This is a genomic window from Flagellimonas pelagia (assembly GCF_003584135.1).
Taxonomy (GTDB): domain Bacteria; phylum Bacteroidota; class Bacteroidia; order Flavobacteriales; family Flavobacteriaceae; genus Flagellimonas; species Flagellimonas pelagia.
The window spans coordinates 150256-167597 of sequence record NZ_QXFI01000033.1 but is presented as its reverse complement, the minus strand read 5'-3'; the positions used below and the strand labels follow the sequence as shown (position 1 = coordinate 167597).

At 43.4% G+C, this 17342-nt stretch carries 14 protein-coding genes and 2 riboswitches; all 14 genes read left to right on the top strand.

Going from position 1 to position 17342, the window contains the following annotated elements:
- The first annotated feature begins 88 nt into the window (after window positions 1-88).
- Window positions 89-195, top strand: a riboswitch (SAM riboswitch).
- 77 nt (window positions 196-272) lie between these two features.
- The 14 genes from thrA (at window position 273) to D2V05_RS14800 (ending at window position 17335) form a co-directional block, all read left to right on the top strand.
- Window positions 273-3662: a bifunctional aspartate kinase/homoserine dehydrogenase I gene (gene thrA, locus D2V05_RS14865; protein WP_119648388.1), complete on the top strand. Its 3390-nt coding sequence runs from the start codon at window positions 273-275 to the stop codon at window positions 3660-3662.
- Window positions 3659-4831 carry a trans-sulfuration enzyme family protein gene (locus D2V05_RS14860; protein WP_119648387.1) on the top strand — a complete coding sequence of 391 codons (1173 nt, stop codon included), beginning with the start codon at window positions 3659-3661 and terminating at the stop codon, window positions 4829-4831. The genes thrA and D2V05_RS14860 overlap by 4 nt, the downstream gene beginning before the upstream one ends.
- Window positions 4832-4889: 58 nt before the next feature.
- Window positions 4890-5297 carry an RrF2 family transcriptional regulator gene (locus D2V05_RS14855; protein ID WP_119638696.1) on the top strand — a complete coding sequence of 136 codons (408 nt, stop codon included), beginning with the start codon at window positions 4890-4892 and terminating at the stop codon, window positions 5295-5297.
- A 178-nt stretch (window positions 5298-5475) separates the two neighbouring features.
- On the top strand, window positions 5476-5739 hold the full coding sequence (locus D2V05_RS14850; RefSeq protein WP_119638697.1) for a DUF2061 domain-containing protein: 264 nt from the start codon (window positions 5476-5478) through the stop codon (window positions 5737-5739).
- A gap of 11 nt (window positions 5740-5750) precedes the next feature.
- Window positions 5751-6374, top strand: coding sequence for a phosphoadenosine phosphosulfate reductase domain-containing protein (locus D2V05_RS14845; RefSeq protein ID WP_119648386.1), 624 nt, complete (start codon window positions 5751-5753; stop codon window positions 6372-6374).
- A gap of 66 nt (window positions 6375-6440) precedes the next feature.
- Window positions 6441-7349 carry a sulfate adenylyltransferase subunit CysD gene (gene cysD, locus D2V05_RS14840; RefSeq protein WP_262706559.1) on the top strand — a complete coding sequence of 303 codons (909 nt, stop codon included), beginning with the start codon at window positions 6441-6443 and terminating at the stop codon, window positions 7347-7349.
- Between the two features lie 81 nt (window positions 7350-7430).
- A complete protein-coding gene (locus D2V05_RS14835) occupies window positions 7431-8678 on the top strand; it encodes a sulfate adenylyltransferase subunit 1 (protein WP_119648615.1) in 1248 nt (415 codons plus the stop codon).
- 73 nt (window positions 8679-8751) lie between these two features.
- Window positions 8752-10842: a HEPN domain-containing protein gene (locus D2V05_RS14830; protein ID WP_119648384.1), complete on the top strand. Its 2091-nt coding sequence runs from the start codon at window positions 8752-8754 to the stop codon at window positions 10840-10842.
- Complete coding sequence (gene cobA, locus D2V05_RS14825) at window positions 10835-11611, top strand: uroporphyrinogen-III C-methyltransferase (protein ID WP_183114849.1); 777 nt, start codon at window positions 10835-10837, stop codon at window positions 11609-11611. Before D2V05_RS14830 ends, cobA begins: the two co-directional genes overlap by 8 nt.
- 70 nt (window positions 11612-11681) lie before the next feature.
- Window positions 11682-12743, top strand: coding sequence for an NAD(P)/FAD-dependent oxidoreductase (locus tag D2V05_RS14820; protein WP_119648382.1), 1062 nt, complete (start codon window positions 11682-11684; stop codon window positions 12741-12743).
- 61 nt (window positions 12744-12804) lie between these two features.
- A complete protein-coding gene (locus D2V05_RS14815; protein WP_119648381.1) occupies window positions 12805-14100 on the top strand; it encodes a DUF6242 domain-containing protein in 1296 nt (431 codons plus the stop codon).
- A 118-nt stretch (window positions 14101-14218) separates the two neighbouring features.
- A complete protein-coding gene (locus D2V05_RS14810; protein WP_119648380.1) occupies window positions 14219-15136 on the top strand; it encodes a helix-turn-helix domain-containing protein in 918 nt (305 codons plus the stop codon).
- An 84-nt stretch (window positions 15137-15220) separates the two neighbouring features.
- Window positions 15221-15982 (top strand): SDR family NAD(P)-dependent oxidoreductase, encoded by a 762-nt coding sequence (locus D2V05_RS14805; RefSeq protein WP_119648379.1) that lies wholly within the window; start codon window positions 15221-15223, stop codon window positions 15980-15982.
- Between the two features lie 141 nt (window positions 15983-16123).
- A riboswitch (SAM riboswitch) is annotated at window positions 16124-16246 on the top strand.
- 87 nt (window positions 16247-16333) lie between these two features.
- On the top strand, window positions 16334-17335 hold the full coding sequence (locus tag D2V05_RS14800) for a homocysteine S-methyltransferase family protein (RefSeq protein WP_119648378.1): 1002 nt from the start codon (window positions 16334-16336) through the stop codon (window positions 17333-17335).
- The last annotated feature ends 7 nt before the right edge of the window (window positions 17336-17342 follow it).

Here is a 17342-nt window from a genome sequence, read left to right as displayed (position 1 = left end):
ATGACTTTGGTGATTTTTTTCCAAAAGATTAGGAAAATCCATCTTTCCATCAGTATCTTTGTGCTTCGAAGTTCAAACACGTATTGAAAAGTTATCAAGAAAGGTGGAGGGAATAGACCCGGTGAAGCCTTAGCAACCCTTGACGTCCAATGTCATGAAGGTGCTACATTCTATCCCATTGGGAATAGATAACGCAACAGGTAGTTTCTGCCCCTCTTTCTTATAACCATAGTATTTAATAAATCTTGACCCTTTGGGTCACACATTGCATTATGGATATAAGGCATTTGGCCATAGAAAATTTTAAAACGATCAACGGATCGGTTCAGGACCTGCAATTGTCCTATCAATTGTTTGGGCAGCCCTTACATTCGGCTCCCATTGTTCTGGTGAACCACGCCCTTACCGGTAATTCCAATGTTGCTGGAGAACAGGGTTGGTGGTCCGATCTGATCGGGGAAGGAAAATGTATCAATACCGATCAGTACACCATTTTGGCGTTCAACATTCCAGGGAACGGTTATGATGGTTTCGTGATCGAAAACTATAAGGATTTTGTTGCGGGCGATATTGCCAAAATCTTTCTCTTGGGATTACAGCAACTTGAAATCCCTAAATTGTACGCTATCATCGGTGGTTCTTTGGGTGGCGGGATCGCTTGGGAAATGACCGCTTTGAATCCCAATATTACAGAACATTTGGTAGCTGTGGCATCGGACTGGAAATCTACGGACTGGCTTATTGCCAACTGTCAGATCCAAGAACAGTTCTTGGTGAATTCCAAACAACCCGTGCATGATGCCCGTATGCATGCGATGTTGTGTTACCGGACCCCGGAGTCGTTCAAGGAACGGTTCAAAAGGAGTACCAACGAGGAACTTCAGGTGTTCAATGTGGAGAGTTGGTTAATGCACCATGGCAAGAAATTGCAGGAGCGTTTTCAATTGTCTGCCTACAAGTTAATGAACCAATTGCTGAAGACCATCGACATCACCCGTAACGGGGATGATGCCTTCAAAGTGCTACAGGAAAGCGATACCAAGATTCATATCATTGGTGTCAATTCCGACCTCTTTTTTACAGCGGAAGAAAACCGTGAGACCTTCAAACGTCTGGCGAGAGCCAATGCCAATGTCACCTATGGTGAAGTACAGTCCTTGCACGGTCACGATGCCTTTTTAATGGAGTTTGAGCAGTTGGAAAAACTGTTGGAGACGGTCTTTCAGAAAAATGGAAAGACAGAGAGGATCAAAGTATTGAAGTTTGGGGGCAAATCCCTTGCCAATGGCGAAGGTATTGAACGCGTGTTGAAGATCATCACCAAAAGGGCGAAAGCCAATGAACATTTTGCCGTGGTGGTTTCCGCTCGTGGAAAAGCAACGGACGAACTGGAAAATTTGTTGGAGATAGCGGCTCGTGGGGAAGATTTCAAAGACGATTTGGAAGCTTTTGCTACCTATCAAAAAAATGATTATAAAGGAGTTGATATTCAAGATGAACTCAAGACCATCGAGCGTATTCTGAACGGGGTTTCCTTGACCGGTGATTACAGCTTAAAGACCAAGGATGAAATATTATCTTTTGGGGAATTGATCTCTGCCAAAGTAGTGACCACACTTTTGAACCAATCCGGTTTGAAGGCGGAACTGTTCGATTCCCGTAAATTGATCAAAACCGATGACACTTTTAGCAATGCCGAGGTAGATCAAGGGGCTTCCAAAGAAAATGTGATCCGTTATTTTCATCAATTAAAGGCTGATACCATTGCTGTGGTCACCGGCTTTATCGGATCTACCAGTGATGGGGCCACTACCACTTTGGGAAGAAATGGTAGTAACTATTCCGCCGCCCTTCTGGCTAATTTCCTGGATGCTGGGGAATTGATCAACTATACCCATGTGGATGGTATTTTTACGGCCAATCCAGAGTTGGTAAAGGATGCCAAGTTGATTGATGTGATTTCGTATAGCGAGGCGAATGAGTTGGCCAATTTCGGGGCCAATATTTTGCATGCGAAGACCATCATTCCATTGATCGAGAAAAATATCCCATTGCGTATCTGCAATACGTTCAACGATGATAACGAAGGCACCTTGATTGGTCCAAAAACGGATAATGGCGGGATCAAATCCCTTTCGGTGTTGGACAATATGGCGCTCATCAATCTGGAAGGAAGAGGTCTTTTGGGCAAAGTTGGTGTCGATATGCGAATTTTTAGAGCTTTGGGCCAGAACGATATCAGTGTGGGCATCATTTCACAGGGATCATCCGAAAGGGGTATCGGTTTGGTAGTGGATGCTTCCAAAGCGGACAAGGCCAAAAAATTGCTGGACCTCGAATTTGAAACCGATTACTCCTCCCAGGACATCAACCAGATAACCGTGGTAAAAGATGTTTCGGTCATCTCCATTGTGGGGATGGATCTGAGCAGTTTCCATAAACCTTTCAATGCCTTGGCTAAGAACCAGGTGGTGCCGTTGCTTTTCAACAACACGGTCACCGGAAAGAACGTGAGTATGGTGGTGCGTAAATCTGACCTCACCAAAGCGGTGAATGTGGTACACGGGCAGATTTTCGGTATCGCGAAACGCATCAATTTGGGTTTATTTGGACACGGAAATGTGGGTGGTACCTTAATCGACCAGATATTGGGTTCTGAAAAAAGTATTGAAGCCCGAAAAGGAATTGATCTTAGGGTGTTCGCAGTGGCCAATTCCAGAAAAGTGTTGTTGGATGCCTCTGGGATTGGAACTGATTGGAAAGAACGTTTGGAAAAGGAGGGAAAACCCTATAAGATTGCCGACATCATCGCATTTGCCAAACAACATCATTTGGAAAACCTGATAGCCGTGGACAATACAGCTAGTAGTGACTTTGTGGAAAATTATGAGCCGTTCATCAAACATGGTTTTGATTTGGTTTCCTCCAATAAAATAGCCAATACCCTCAGCTTTGAGCGTTATAAATCCATTCGGAAATCCTTGGATGCCAATCAAAAGCAATATTTGTACGAAACCAATGTTGGGGCGGGACTTCCCTTGATCGATACCATTAAATTGCTCCACCTTTCCGGGGAGAACATTACCCGGATCAAAGGGGTGTTTTCCGGGTCGTTGAGTTATATTTTCAATACATTTTCGGAGAAAGATGCCCTGTTTTCAGATATTGTAAGGGAGGCTATGACGAAAGGATATACGGAGCCGGACCCGCGTGAAGACCTTTCTGGAAATGATGTGGGAAGAAAACTCTTGATTTTGGCCAGGGAACTGGACCTTCAGAATGAGTTTTCGGATATCAAAATTCAAAACCTGATTCCAGATCAATTACAAACTTTGGATTTTGATGATTTTAAAGGTAGGATTGAAGAAATGGATTCGGTTTACACCGATGTGAAGAGTCAGCAAAAACCAGGACATGTGTTGCGATATGTTGGCGATTTGCACGGTGATTTGCAACAAGACAAAGGAATATTGGAAGTGAAATTGGTATCAGTTCCTAAAGAAAGTGCTTTGGGGCAAGTGAAAGGTTCCGATTCCATTATCGAAATTTATACTGAATCCTATGGTGAGAACCCCTTGGTGATACAAGGTGCTGGAGCAGGTGCCGCCGTAACCGCTAGGGGAGTTTTTGGTGATATATTAAGAATAGCAGAAAAGATATGAGTAATAACAGAAAGCAATTTGAAACAGAAGCGATTCGCACACAAATGAAACGCAGCCAATATTTGGAGCATTCAAGTCCTATTTATCTGACTTCCAGCTTTGTATTTGAGGATGCCGAGGACATGAGGGCTTCGTTCGCCGAAGAAAAGGAGAGGAACATTTATTCCAGGTACTCCAACCCCAACTCCTCCGAGTTCATTGAAAAAGTATGCAAAATGGAAGGGGCAGAAAGTGGTTTTGCTTTTGCTTCCGGCATGGCGGCGGTGTATTCTACCTTGGCAGCTTTGTTGAAAACGGGTGACCATGTGATTTCATCGAGCAGTATTTTTGGCTCAACCCATACCTTGTTCACCCAGTTTTTCCCTAAATGGAACATCACTACCAGTTTTTTTGATGCCAATGATTTAGCCAGTATAGAGAATTTGATACAACCGAACTCCAAGATTCTATACGCGGAGTCCCCAACAAACCCTGGGGTGGATGTGTTGGATCTTGAAGTATTGGGGAACATTGCCAAAAAGCATGGACTCATTTTTATTGTGGACAATTGTTTTGCTTCTCCCTATCTACAACAACCCATTAAATTCGGTGCTGATTTGGTTATCCATTCCGGTACCAAATTGATGGATGGTCAAGGAAGGGTTTTGGCAGGCATTACGGTTGGTGGCCACGAGTTAATGGACAAGGTGTACCGTTTCTCAAGGATTACAGGTCCTGCGTTGTCGCCTTTCAATGCTTGGGTATTGTCCAGAAGTTTGGAGACCTTGGCCATACGCGTGGATAGGCATTGTTCCAACGCCCTGCAATTGGCCACTTTTTTGGAAAATCACCCGAAGATAGCCTGGGTGAAATATCCTTTTTTGAAATCGCACCCACAGTACGAAGTGGCCAAAAAACAGATGAAGGCTGGCGGTTGTGTGGTTGCTTTTGAAGTAAAAGGAGGATTGGATGCCGGTAGAAAATTCTTTGATAGTATAGAACTGTTGTCCCTTTCGGCAAACTTGGGAGATTCCCGAAGCATTGTCACCCATCCAGCATCCACAACGCACAGCAAACTGTCCAAAGCGGAGCGTGAAGCAGTCGGAATTTCCGATGGAATGGTTAGGATTTCTGTGGGTCTGGAACATATTGATGACATCATTACCGACATTGATCAGGCCTTAGGATAGGGAATTGGGAAAAGAACATTTTACATAGGGGATTGTTAATTTTCCCTATATTCGTGGGATGCTCTCCAAGAAGACGAAATACGGTTTAAAGGCACTTACTTACCTCGCTAGGGTTAAGGGAAAAGAGCCAGTTCAGATTGCGGAAATTGCCAAACAAGAGAACATTTCTCAAAAGTTTTTGGAAAGCATTCTTCTTACCCTTCGAAGAAATGGATTTTTGGGTTCCAAAAAAGGAAAGGGTGGGGGGTACTACCTGATCAAGGAACCTCATGAAATTCCCATGACCACCGTCATGAGGGTATTGGAAGGACCCATTGCCATGGTGCCATGTGTGAGCCTTAATTTTTATGAAAAATGTGAGGATTGCCCAGACGAAGCCACATGTTCCGTCCACAAATTGATGATTCAGGTTAGGGATAGCGCCCTGGACGTGTACAGGAATAATACCTTGGCTGATCTCCTTTGAAAATCAAGCTACTTTTGGTAAGATTTTGATGAGAATCTGGTAAAATTCCAACTCGAAATCCGATTATCTACTAAAACTATAGGATAAAAGTAATTTTAAGAAGGCTTTTGCATGTGGTTAAGAAATTTAATTCTATTTTTGAAATCCCTACTAAATCGATAGGAAATATAATTTAGAAATGATCACAGACCAACTGGTAATTAAAAATAATAAAGAAGCTTCGTCCTATACCAAGGATGTTCGCTCCGAAAGTCCCAAGCGCAGTATTGCAAAATCCATCAGTTGGAGGATTGTCGGTACCATCGATACCATCATTATTTCATGGATCGTGACCGGAACCCTAACCTTGGCTTTCTCCATCGGAATGGTGGAACTGGTCACTAAAATGGTCTTGTATTTTTTTCACGAAAGAGTTTGGAACTCCATCAAATGGGGTAAATAAAAATAACGGTTATGGCATTGACACCAGAAGAAATTCAGAATCTAAATCGCCAGTTTAAGGGCATTCCACCGGAAGAAATCATTTCTTGGGCCATCAAGCATGGCAAAAAATCGGTGGTGACCACAAATTTCAGACCTTATGAAGTGGCCATTCTCCATGCAGTGACAGAGGTAAACAAAGATATTCCGGTCATTTGGTGCGATACGGGGTACAATACCCCTCAAACCTACAAACATGCGGAAGAGTTGATTGCCCGTTTGGGACTCAACATCATGCTATATGTACCCAAACAGACCACGGCACATCGCGATGCGGTAATGGGAATTCCTCAAATTGATGATCCCCGTCATCAGGAATTCACCGAGCAGGTGAAGTTGGAGCCCTTCAAAAGGGCCATGGATGAACACAAACCCGATGTATGGTTCACCAATCTTAGAAAAGGGCAGACGGCCCACCGCGATTCCTTAGATGTGTTGAGCATGAGCAAGGATGGTGTACTTAAGGTAAGTCCGTTCTACCATTGGAGCGATACCCAATTGGATGCCTATTTGCAAGGACATGGATTACCCAATGAGCACAAGTATTTTGATCCCACAAAAGTATTGGCAAACCGAGAATGTGGTTTGCATACATAATTCCCAACTCTAAAAATTATCAGAGCTTTGAGTACATTCGCTGAAGAAATTAAAGAACCAAAAACGATTACAAGTGCCACAAGACCCAATGCCAACGCGTTGGAACACGAGGCCATATACATAATGAGGGAAGTAGCCGCACAGTTTGAAAGACCTGTGCTCTTGTTTTCCGGAGGAAAGGATTCCATTACCTTGGTTAGATTGGCACAAAAGGCATTCTGGCCAGCCAAGATTCCTTTTCCGTTGATGCATATTGATACTGGTCACAACTTTCCGGAGACCATTGAGTTCAGGGATAAATTGGTGGAAGAATTGGGCGTGGAACTCATTGTGCGCAATGTTCAGGATTCCATTGACCAAGGAAAGGTAGTGGAAGAAACTGGAAAATATGCCAGTAGGAACATGTTGCAGACCACAACTTTGTTGGATGCCATTGAAGAGTTTAAGTTCGATGCCTGTATCGGAGGAGCCAGGCGTGATGAAGAAAAGGCCAGGGCCAAGGAACGTATTTTTTCCGTTCGTGATGATTTTGGCCAATGGGATGAAAAGAACCAACGTCCGGAATTGTTCGATATGTTGAACGGACAAATTGAAATGGGACAGAACGTGAGGGTATTCCCGATCAGCAACTGGACCGAGTTGGATGTTTGGAGCTATATCCAAAAAGAAAATATTGAAATCCCTTCCATATACTTCGCCCACAAAAGAAATACCTTCCTACGTGACGGACTGATCTGGTCTGCCGAGGATGGTGTGGTTTTCAGGGCAGAGGATGAAAAAGTAGAAGAAAGAATCGTGCGATTCCGCACCGTGGGTGATATGAGTTGTACCGCAGCTGTGGAATCCTATGCGGATACCATTGATAAGGTGGTTTCGGAGATTAGGGATTCAAAAATATCGGAAAGAGGGGCCCGTATCGATGACAAACGTTCCGAGGCGGCAATGGAAAAACGTAAACAACAAGGGTATTTTTAAAATAAGTTGATGGTTTATCATTAGTTGGTTTTTAGAAATTTAGATGACCTGCAACGAACAACCAATAACGAACAACAAGACATGGAAGTATTAAAGATAGCAACGGCAGGAAGTGTGGATGATGGTAAAAGTACCTTGATCGGAAGATTGCTGTATGACACCAAATCCTTGACCGACGATAAATTGGAAGCCATTGAGCGTACCAGTAAACAAAAAGGGTACGACTACCTCGATTTTTCACTGGCAACCGATGGCTTGGTGGCAGAAAGGGAGCAAGGTATCACTATAGATGTGGCACATATCTATTTCTCCACTGCATCCAAAAGTTACATTATAGCCGATACCCCTGGGCATGTGGAATATACCCGTAACATGGTTACTGGAGCATCTACTTCGCAGGCGGCCATTATTTTGATCGATGCCCGAAAAGGGGTTATCGAACAGACCAACAGACACTTTTTCATCAACAACCTGTTGAGAATCAAAGATGTGATAGTGGCCATTAATAAAATGGACCTAGTAGATTTCTCCGAAGACGCCTTCAATGATATTAAGGCCGATTTTGAGGAATTGATGGACAAAAGGGATTATCAAGATCAGAAAATCACCTTCATTCCGGTGAGCGCCTTAAAGGGTGATAACGTGGTGAACCGTTCCCAAAGCATGGATTGGTACAAAGGCCAGACCTTGTTGGAGCATTTAGAAGAATTGGATCTTCAGGATATTTACAACGTGGGAACACCCCGTTTTCCGGTACAATATGTCATCAGACCAAAAACCGAAGAATTCCATGATTTCCGTGGATTTGCAGGTAAAGTGTACGGTGGTGAGTTGAGTGTGGGCGACGAAGTAGTGGTTTTACCATCCATGACCCGTTCCAAAATCAAGGCCATTTATTTTTATGATACGGAATACCAAACCGCTCCACGTCGTTCCTCGGTGACCATTACCTTGGAAGATGAGGTAAATGTAAGCCGCGGCGATATGTTGGTGAAGGTTGGCGACCTTCCGATCGTTGACAAACAATTGACGGCAACCATTTCTTGGATGGATTCCAATCAGTTGACCGTTGGTGGAAAGTATGTGTTGCAACATGGTGTCAACAAGGCTTTGGCCAAAGTAGATGCCATTGATCACAAGATCCACCCAGATTATTCAGGTATCGAGGAAAATGTGTCCTCTCTTAATATGAACGATATCGCTAAAGTGCGTTTACGATTGAACAAACCCATTTTTTATGATAAGTTCAAGGAGCACCGCACCAACGGTTCCTTTATCATTATTGATAGTAGAACCAATCATACAGCAGGCGTAGGTTTCATAGAATAACAGGTAATGCCCAAGTGAGCAACAGGGAAGATTTTTATTATAAACCTATAAAAGAGATAGGGAAAATAGGATAATGAAAAGTTTTAGAACAGAAATAGAGAACCCAATAGTAGAGAAGGATATCATCGATTTGGAGAAAAAAATTCGCCAATTCAAGGATGGCAACATCGATGAGGAAAAATTCCGTAGTCTTCGTTTGGCGCGTGGTGTTTATGGCCAGCGTCAACCAGGGGTGCAGATGATCCGCATCAAATTGCCATATGGAAAGGTGTCTTCCAAACAGTTGCTACGCATTGCTGACGTTTCCGATGAATATTCCCGTGGTCGTCTGCACATCACCACGCGTCAGGATATCCAAATTCACTATGTGGATCTCGAACGTACTCCTGAGTTGTGGGCAGAACTGGAAAAGGACCAAGTTACGCTTCGCGAAGCCTGTGGTAATACGGTTCGTAACGTTACGGCAAGTGAAACGGCAGGTATCGATGTGGATGAGCCATTCGATGTTTCTCCCTATGCCCAAGCGTTGTTCGAATATTTCTTGAGAAACCCCATTGGTCAGGAAATGGGTCGAAAATTCAAAGTTTCTTTTTCTGCCAGTGATGCCGATACTGGATTGTCCTATATGCACGATCTAGGATTTATCGCCAAAATTGAAAACGGGGTGAGAGGATTTAAAGTGATGTTGGCCGGTGGTTTGGGTTCACAACCTCGACATGCCGATGAACTGTACAGCTTTTTGCCCACGGATAAGATCATCCCGATGATGGAAGGCGTGGTTCGTGTGTTCGACCGTTACGGGGAACGCAAGAGTAGGGCCAAGGCACGTATGAAATTTTTATTGAAGGATATCGGTTTGGATGGTTTCAAGCAGTTGTTGGAAGAAGAACAGACCGCCATTCCTATTCAATCCTATCCAATCGATTTTGAAAGTTATCCACCAGTACAAGTGGCGGAAGTGGAAACACCCAAAGTTGAAATTAAGGATACCAAAGCATTTGAACAATGGAAAACCACCAACTTGGTGCCTCAAAAACAAGAAGGCTTTGTGGCCATCGGTATTAAGGTATTGTTGGGTGATTTTTATACCAATAAAGCAAGGGAATTGGCCCATTTGGTGCAGAACTATGCTGCCGGCGAGATTCGTCTATCCCTGCGTCAAAATATTTTGATACCCTTCGTTAAGGAGGAATTGGTTCCTTTCTTTTACGCAGAACTTGAAAAATTGGGCTTTGCCGAAGCAGGCTACAACAAGGCTTTGGACATCACCGCATGTCCTGGAACGGATACCTGTAATTTAGGTATCGCCAGCAGTACCGGTATCGCCGATGAGTTGGAACGCGTGATCAAAGCCGAATACCCACAATACATCAACAATGCGGATGTGGTGATCAAGATAAGTGGTTGTATGAACGCATGCGGCCAACACAACATGGCCCACATCGGGTTCCAAGGAATGTCCATCCGTACCAAGGATAAATTGGTGGCACCTGCCCTTCAGGTGTTGTTGGGTGGTGGAAATTTGGGCAACGGAAATGGAAAGTTCGCGGACAAAGTGGCCAAAATCCCAAGTAAAAGAGGACCTCAGGCGCTTCGATTGATCTTGGATGATTTTGAGGCCAATGGAAATGGGGCAAACTTCACCGAGTATTATGAGGAAAAAGGGCAGCTTTATTTCTATGATTTCTTAAAACCATTGACCGATGTGGACAACCTCACCCAAGAAGATTTTATCGATTGGGGCAATGAGGAAAAATATGTTCAGGAAATCGGGGTTGGGGAATGCGCCGGAGTCATTGTGGACTTGGTGGCCACCCTGTTCTTTGAGAGCCAAGAGAAGATAGAAAGCGCCGAAGAGGCCATCCAAGAAGGGAAGTGGGCTGCCAGTATTTATTATTCCTATCAGTCCATGGTAAACTCTGCCAAGGCATTGTTGACTGCGGAAAAGCAAAAAGTAAATACCCATGCGAGTATCATCAAGGATTTTGATGAACTCTATGTGGCCACAGGAAAAATTGAGTTTGAAGGAGGATTTGAAAAATTCGCTTTACAACTCAACCAAAATGAGCCTTCCGAAGCTTTTGCAAAAAGCTATGTGGAAGATGCGAAAACCGTGTTGGAACGATTGGAAGCATACAGAAAATTGGAGTTGGAACATGCGTAACGGAAAATTGACAGTTGTAGGGGCGGGCCCCGGGGATGTGGATTTGATCAGCCTTAAAGGTGTGAAGGCATTGCAGGCTGCAGACGTGGTGCTGTATGACGCATTGGTGTCCGCAGAATTGTTGGATTATGCTCCCCAAGCCGAAAAAATATTTGTGGGTAAACGCAAAGGATGTTATACCTACCAGCAGGAACAGATCAACGAACTGATCGTGCAGCGAGCCAATCAAGGACTTCATGTGGTTAGATTAAAAGGGGGAGATCCATTCGTATTTGGCCGTGGAGCCGAAGAAATGGAATATGCAGCGGAATTGGGACTTGATGTGGCCGTGGTTCCAGGGATTTCATCTTCGGTATCGGTTCCGGCATCCCAAAACATTCCGGTGACCAAAAGAGGTTCTGCCGAGAGTTTTTGGGTGATTACGGGTACCACAAAGGAACACAAACTTTCCAATGATGTGGCCTTGGCCGCCAAGTCGAGCGCTACAGTCATCATCCTTATGGGAATGTCAAAATTGGGAGAGATCATGGAACTCTTCAAGCAAGAAGGAAAAGTACAGACTCCTGTGGCCATCATCCAAAATGGGACCACGGAGCATGAAAAAATAGGTATTGGAACTGTTGCTTCCATTGAGAACAAGGCAAAGGAGCAGCAGTTATCCAATCCTGCGATTATCATCATCGGTGAGGTGGTGAACCATCGCCAAAGAATATTGGACATTCAAGAGGAATACCAATACAAGGGAAAAAAATCGCTAGTTAAAGTTTAAAAATTGTCAGGTAGAGTAAGGACCCTGAGCGAAGTCGAAGGGAAAGTCCAAACTCATTAAAAGCAGTATTATGATTAAAACAGACATCATTATAATTGGAGCGGGACCAACTGGGTTGTTCACCGTTTTTGAGGCGGGCTTGTTAAAGTTGAAATGCCATTTGATCGATGCACTTCCACAACCAGGGGGTCAGTGTTCCGAAATCTATCCTAAAAAACCGATCTATGATATTCCTGCCTATCCAGAGATTTTGGCCGGGGTATTGGTGGATAAGCTAATGGAACAGATCAAACCTTTTGAGCCCGGATTTACTTTGGGTGAACGTGCCGAAACCTTGGATAAACAAGAGGACGGTTCCTTTGTGGTAACCACGAATAAAGGTACAAAGCACCAAGCGCCTGTTGTGGTGATTGCTGGTGGATTGGGTTCCTTTGAACCTAGGAAACCATTGATCGCCAATATTGAACTGTTTGAAAGCAAAGGTGTGGAGTACATGATCAAAGATCCTGAATTGTTCCGCGACAAAAAAGTGGTCATTTCCGGTGGTGGGGATTCCGCATTGGACTGGGCCATTTTCTTGGCCGATGTAGCTTCCGAAGTTTCTTTGGTACACCGTAGAAATGAGTTCCGTGGCGCTTTGGATTCCGTGGAAAAAGCAAGGGAATTGGCCAAATTGGGTAAGATTCAATTGTATACCGAAGCAGAAGTACAGGAAATCCACGGTAAGGAAGAACTTCAGGCTGTGGTGATCAAGTACAATGATGAAACCAAGGAACAAAGCTATGTGGAGACCGATTACTTCATTCCGCTGTTCGGATTGTCGCCCAAATTAGGACCGATCGGGGATTGGGGCTTGGAAATTGAAAAAAACGCCATTAAGGTGAACAATGCCAAGGATTACCAGACCAACATTCCAGGGGTATTTGCCATCGGGGACGTTAACATCTATCCCGGTAAATTAAAATTGATCCTTTCTGGATTCCACGAAGCTGCCGTTATGTGCCAGTTTGCCTATCAGATCATCAATCCGGATAAACGCTACGTGATGAAGTATACCACGGTAGGAGGTGTGGAAGGATTTGATGGTTCCAAAAAGGAGGCCAAGAAAGAAGTGGTGCAGAGCATCAATTAAAAAGATAGGTTCTCAGTAAGTAAGAATAACATTATATTGCTCTTCATTAAAGATAAAAATAATGAAGAGCAATTTTTTTGTGTTCCTGCTACTGGTAATTTTTATTACTACAATTACTTCATGCAGTAGTGATGGTGGAGTGGAAGAACCCCCTACTAGTGGGACTCCAACCACTCCTGAGGAGAATGGACAACCAGAGAATCAGGCCCCGGCTTCCTTTAGTTTGGTGGCAATAGAGGATGAGGCGGAAGATGTGGAATTAAAACCTTCATTCGAATGGACGGAATCCGTTGATCCAGAAAGTGAAACGGTTACCTACACACTGTTCCTAGGCCAGGAAGAAGACCCCATTACACAGATTGCAACGAATCTGAATACTTTGACTTATAATTTGGATTTCGATCTGGAATTTGCCACGACTTATTTCTGGAAAGTGGTGGCAGAGGATGGTAGTGGCAATACAACCAATAGCAGTACATATAGTTTTAAGATTAGACCCGTAGGTACTTTTATATCTGACTCTTCTTTCGGTGCACGACATTTAGCCGCGGTTGTAGAATTTAATGGGAAGCTTTTCATTATAGGTGGTTATGGTTATAATCCTGATGGTGCATTACATTACTTGGATGATGTTTGGAGTAGTACTGACGGAGAAAATTGGATTTTGGAGACAGATGCCCCTGGTTTTATGCCGAGGGCATTTCACCAAGTGGTTGTTTTTGACAATAAGATGCTCTTGATAGGCGGTTTTAGGTGGAATGGGGCGCCATCCAGTGATATTTGGTCCAGTGTAGATGGAAAAAATTGGGTTTTGGAGAAAGAGAATGCTGAATTTCCAGCTGATTGGGGTCATAAAATTTTGTCGTACAATAATAAACTGTGGTTGATTACAGGTGGACAGAATGAATTTCTTAATCAAAATGTTTGGAATAGTAACGATGGCGTTAACTGGAGTCTGGTTACAGAGGATATAGGATTCATGGTGTCATTGGAACAAGAAGCAGTCGTGTTTAATGATAAAATGTGGGTAGTTGTCCAAGACAAAGTATTTAGCAGCATAGATGGGATAGATTGGGCTTTAGAGTTGGAAAATGCACCATTTCAGCAAACATATAAGGAATATTCCTTAGTCGTCTATGATGAGAAAATGATTTTGATGGTTGAAGGTGCCTCAACAGATAGTCCTGCCGTTATATGGAGTAGTGCCAATGGTAAGGACTGGGAACAAGAGTACCAAGAGACAGGATTCCCTAACAGGCATGATAATTCTATGGTTGTATTCTTGGACAAAATCTATGTAATGTTGGGATATAACGGGGACATAGGTTACTTAAATGATATATGGATATTAAATTAAAAATTTACCGGTTTATACATCCATTTTCAATAGCATTATAATTTAAATGAAGACACCTTCCAGAAGCAATTTTGGAGGGTGTTTTTGTTTTTGCACTATATTTGAATTTTACAATACAATGGAAGAACTGTTCACCTTGCGGGATTTTTATGGAAAAATGAAATTGCCCATTCCCGATACCATTGGGAAGGATATCGGGCATTTTAATGTGTTCAAGATCGATGAGTACCGTACAAAACTCAATGAGGGGGAGATGCGCTATGATCGGCGTTCCTATTTTAAGATCAGTTTGATCAACGGGAAGAACAGGGCGGAATATGCCGATAAGGTCATCGACATTGCCGATAAAGCTTTGTTATTTGCATCGCCTAGAATCCCATATCATTATGTGCCACAGGATGAAAACCAGTCTGGGTATTTTTGTGTATTCACGGAGAACTTTTTATCCAAAGATAAAAGCGGGGTCATTTTGGAAACCTTGCCACTTTTCCAACCAGGAGGGTTTCCGATCTTCAATATTTCCGATGATGATTATATGGAGTTAGAACAACTTTTTCAAAAGATAGACAGGGAGTTATCTTCGGATTATCCCTTTAAATTTGATTTGATTCGAGCTTATATAGTGGAGCTGTTGCATATCGGTCAAAAGTTGCAGCCGGCACAACCTGTGGAAAATGGTAAAAATGCGGCAACCCGCATCACTGACCTTTTTGTGGAACTGTTGGAGCGACAGTTTCCCATAAATACTCCTGCCCAACGGTTGGTCTTGAAAACGGCGAACGATTTTGCGGAGCGGTTGGCAGTGCATGCGAATCATTTGAATAAAGTACTCAAGGAAACTACGGGAAGTACCACAACGGCTATCATCCATGCCCGTGTTTTTGAAGAGGCCAAAATCTTACTTAACAACACGGATTGGAACATTTCCGAAATCGCATTCAGTTTGGGATTTGAGGAAGTGGCCCACTTTTCCAATTTCTTCAAGAAGTTTTCCAATACATCCCCATTAAAATATAGAGGAAGTATCGCTATTTGATTTTTGCAAAAAATGGATTGATGCTCGCAATCCCTCAAGGTGCCTTATTTCAGAACTTTGTACCATAATTAAAAATCAAAAAAAATGGCAAAAAGTAAAATAGCATTAGTAACTGGAGGCAGTAGAGGTCTCGGAGAAAATATGGCCATCAATTTGGCCAAAAAAGGATTGGATGTTGTGTTGACGTATCAAAGCAATAAGGTTGAGGCGGACAAAACCGTTCAGGAAATTGAAAGCTTGGGTCAAAAGGCTTATGCATTGCAATTGGATGTGTCACAAGTAGGCAGTTTTGATGCCTTTGTAGATCAGGTAAAAAATGTAATCGACTCCCATTTTGGGGCAGACCACATCGATTATTTGATCAATAACGCAGGGATTGGTATCAATGCTCCAATCACAGAAACTACGGAAGAGCAATTCGATTCCTTGGTTGATATTCATTTTAAAGGTGCATTTTTCCTGACACAAAAATTGTTGCCCATCATGGCTAACGGAGGGGGTATCGTGAATATTTCCAGTGGATTGGCTAGATTCTCTTTCCCAGGGTATTCGGTGTATGGAGCCTTGAAAGCTGCCATGGAAACCCTTACCAGATATCAAGCCAAAGAGCTTGGTACAAGACAAATCAGGTCTAATATAGTCGCACCAGGAGCCATAGAAACCGATTTTGGTGGCGGTACCAACAAGACCGATGAGGGCAAAAGAACGGCCATTGCCAATTTTACTGCTTTGGGTCGTGTAGGCATCCCTAGTGATATTGGAGGGGTAGTCGCCTTTTTGTGTACCGAGGACGCCAAATGGGTCAACGGCCAACGCATTGAGGTCTCAGGTGGTATGATGATGTAAAATCTAACAAAGAGTAATCTAAAACGGGTTGATTTTTCAACCCGTTTTTTTATTGTTGGAAATGTAAAAATAAAGGGGCATTTTTTGCTTTTCACTAGGGAGAGCCGTTTCTTTGCAGTTCAGTTCATTAATAAGTTGAAAGTGTTATCAAGAAAGGTGGAGGGATTGGACCCTTTGAAGCCTTAGCAACCCTCGACTTCCGAGAAGGTGCTACATTCTACCCTTATCCTGAACGTTTCTCAGGAAGGTTTGGAGCAATATCCTGCCAAAAGGGAAGGATAACGAAAGAATTCAAAGTATTTCTACACTTTTCTTGATACCCTTGCACCCTATTGTAAAGGGAATTGTACTATGGAAAAAATTGAGGATATTTTAAAGAAACGGATTTTGGTATTGGATGGAGCCATGGGCACCATGCTGCAACGCTATAAATTCGAGGAAGAAGATTTTAGGGGAGAACGTTTCAAGGATTGGCCTAGTGACCTGAAGGGAAACAATGATTTATTGTCTTTGACCCAACCGCAGGCCATTGCAGATGTCCACAGAGCTTATTTGGAAGCGGGTGCGGACATTATCGAGACCAATACCTTTTCCGGTACTACCATTGCCATGGCCGATTATGGCATGGAAGCATTGGTGTATGAACTGAATTTTGAATCGGCCAAAATCGCCAAACAAGTGGCTGATGAGTTCACCAAAAAAGATCCGAGCAAACCACGGTTTGTGGCAGGGAGTATAGGTCCCACCAACAAAACGGCAAGCATGTCACCCGATGTGAACGACCCTGGGTATCGTGCCGTTTCCTTTGATGAACTTCGAAAAGCATATAAAGAACAAGTTGAGGCGTTGTTGGATGGTGGTGCCGATATTTTATTGGTAGAGACCATTTTTGACACGCTGAATGCCAAAGCAGCCCTTTTTGCCATTGAAGAAGTAAAGGACGAGCGTAACATTGAAGTGCCGATCATGGTGAGTGGTACCATTACCGATGCTTCGGGTAGAACCTTATCAGGACAGACAGCGGAAGCTTTTTTGATCTCGGTTTCCCATATTCCGATTTTATCGGTGGGGTTCAATTGTGCGCTTGGCGCCAAACAGTTGGTTCCCCATTTGGAGGTGATTTCCGCAAAGTCGGGATTTGCCACTTCGGCACATCCCAATGCAGGATTGCCCAATGCTTTTGGGGAATACGATGAAACCCCGGAACAGATGGCTGCCCAAATCAAGGAATATGCAGAAAAAGGATTGGTGAATATTGTTGGGGGGTGTTGCGGCACTACTCCGGAGCACATCAAAGCAATTGCTAATGTTGTAAAGGATTATGAACCGAGGTCGTTGTCCGTTATCAGTTAATCTTTCT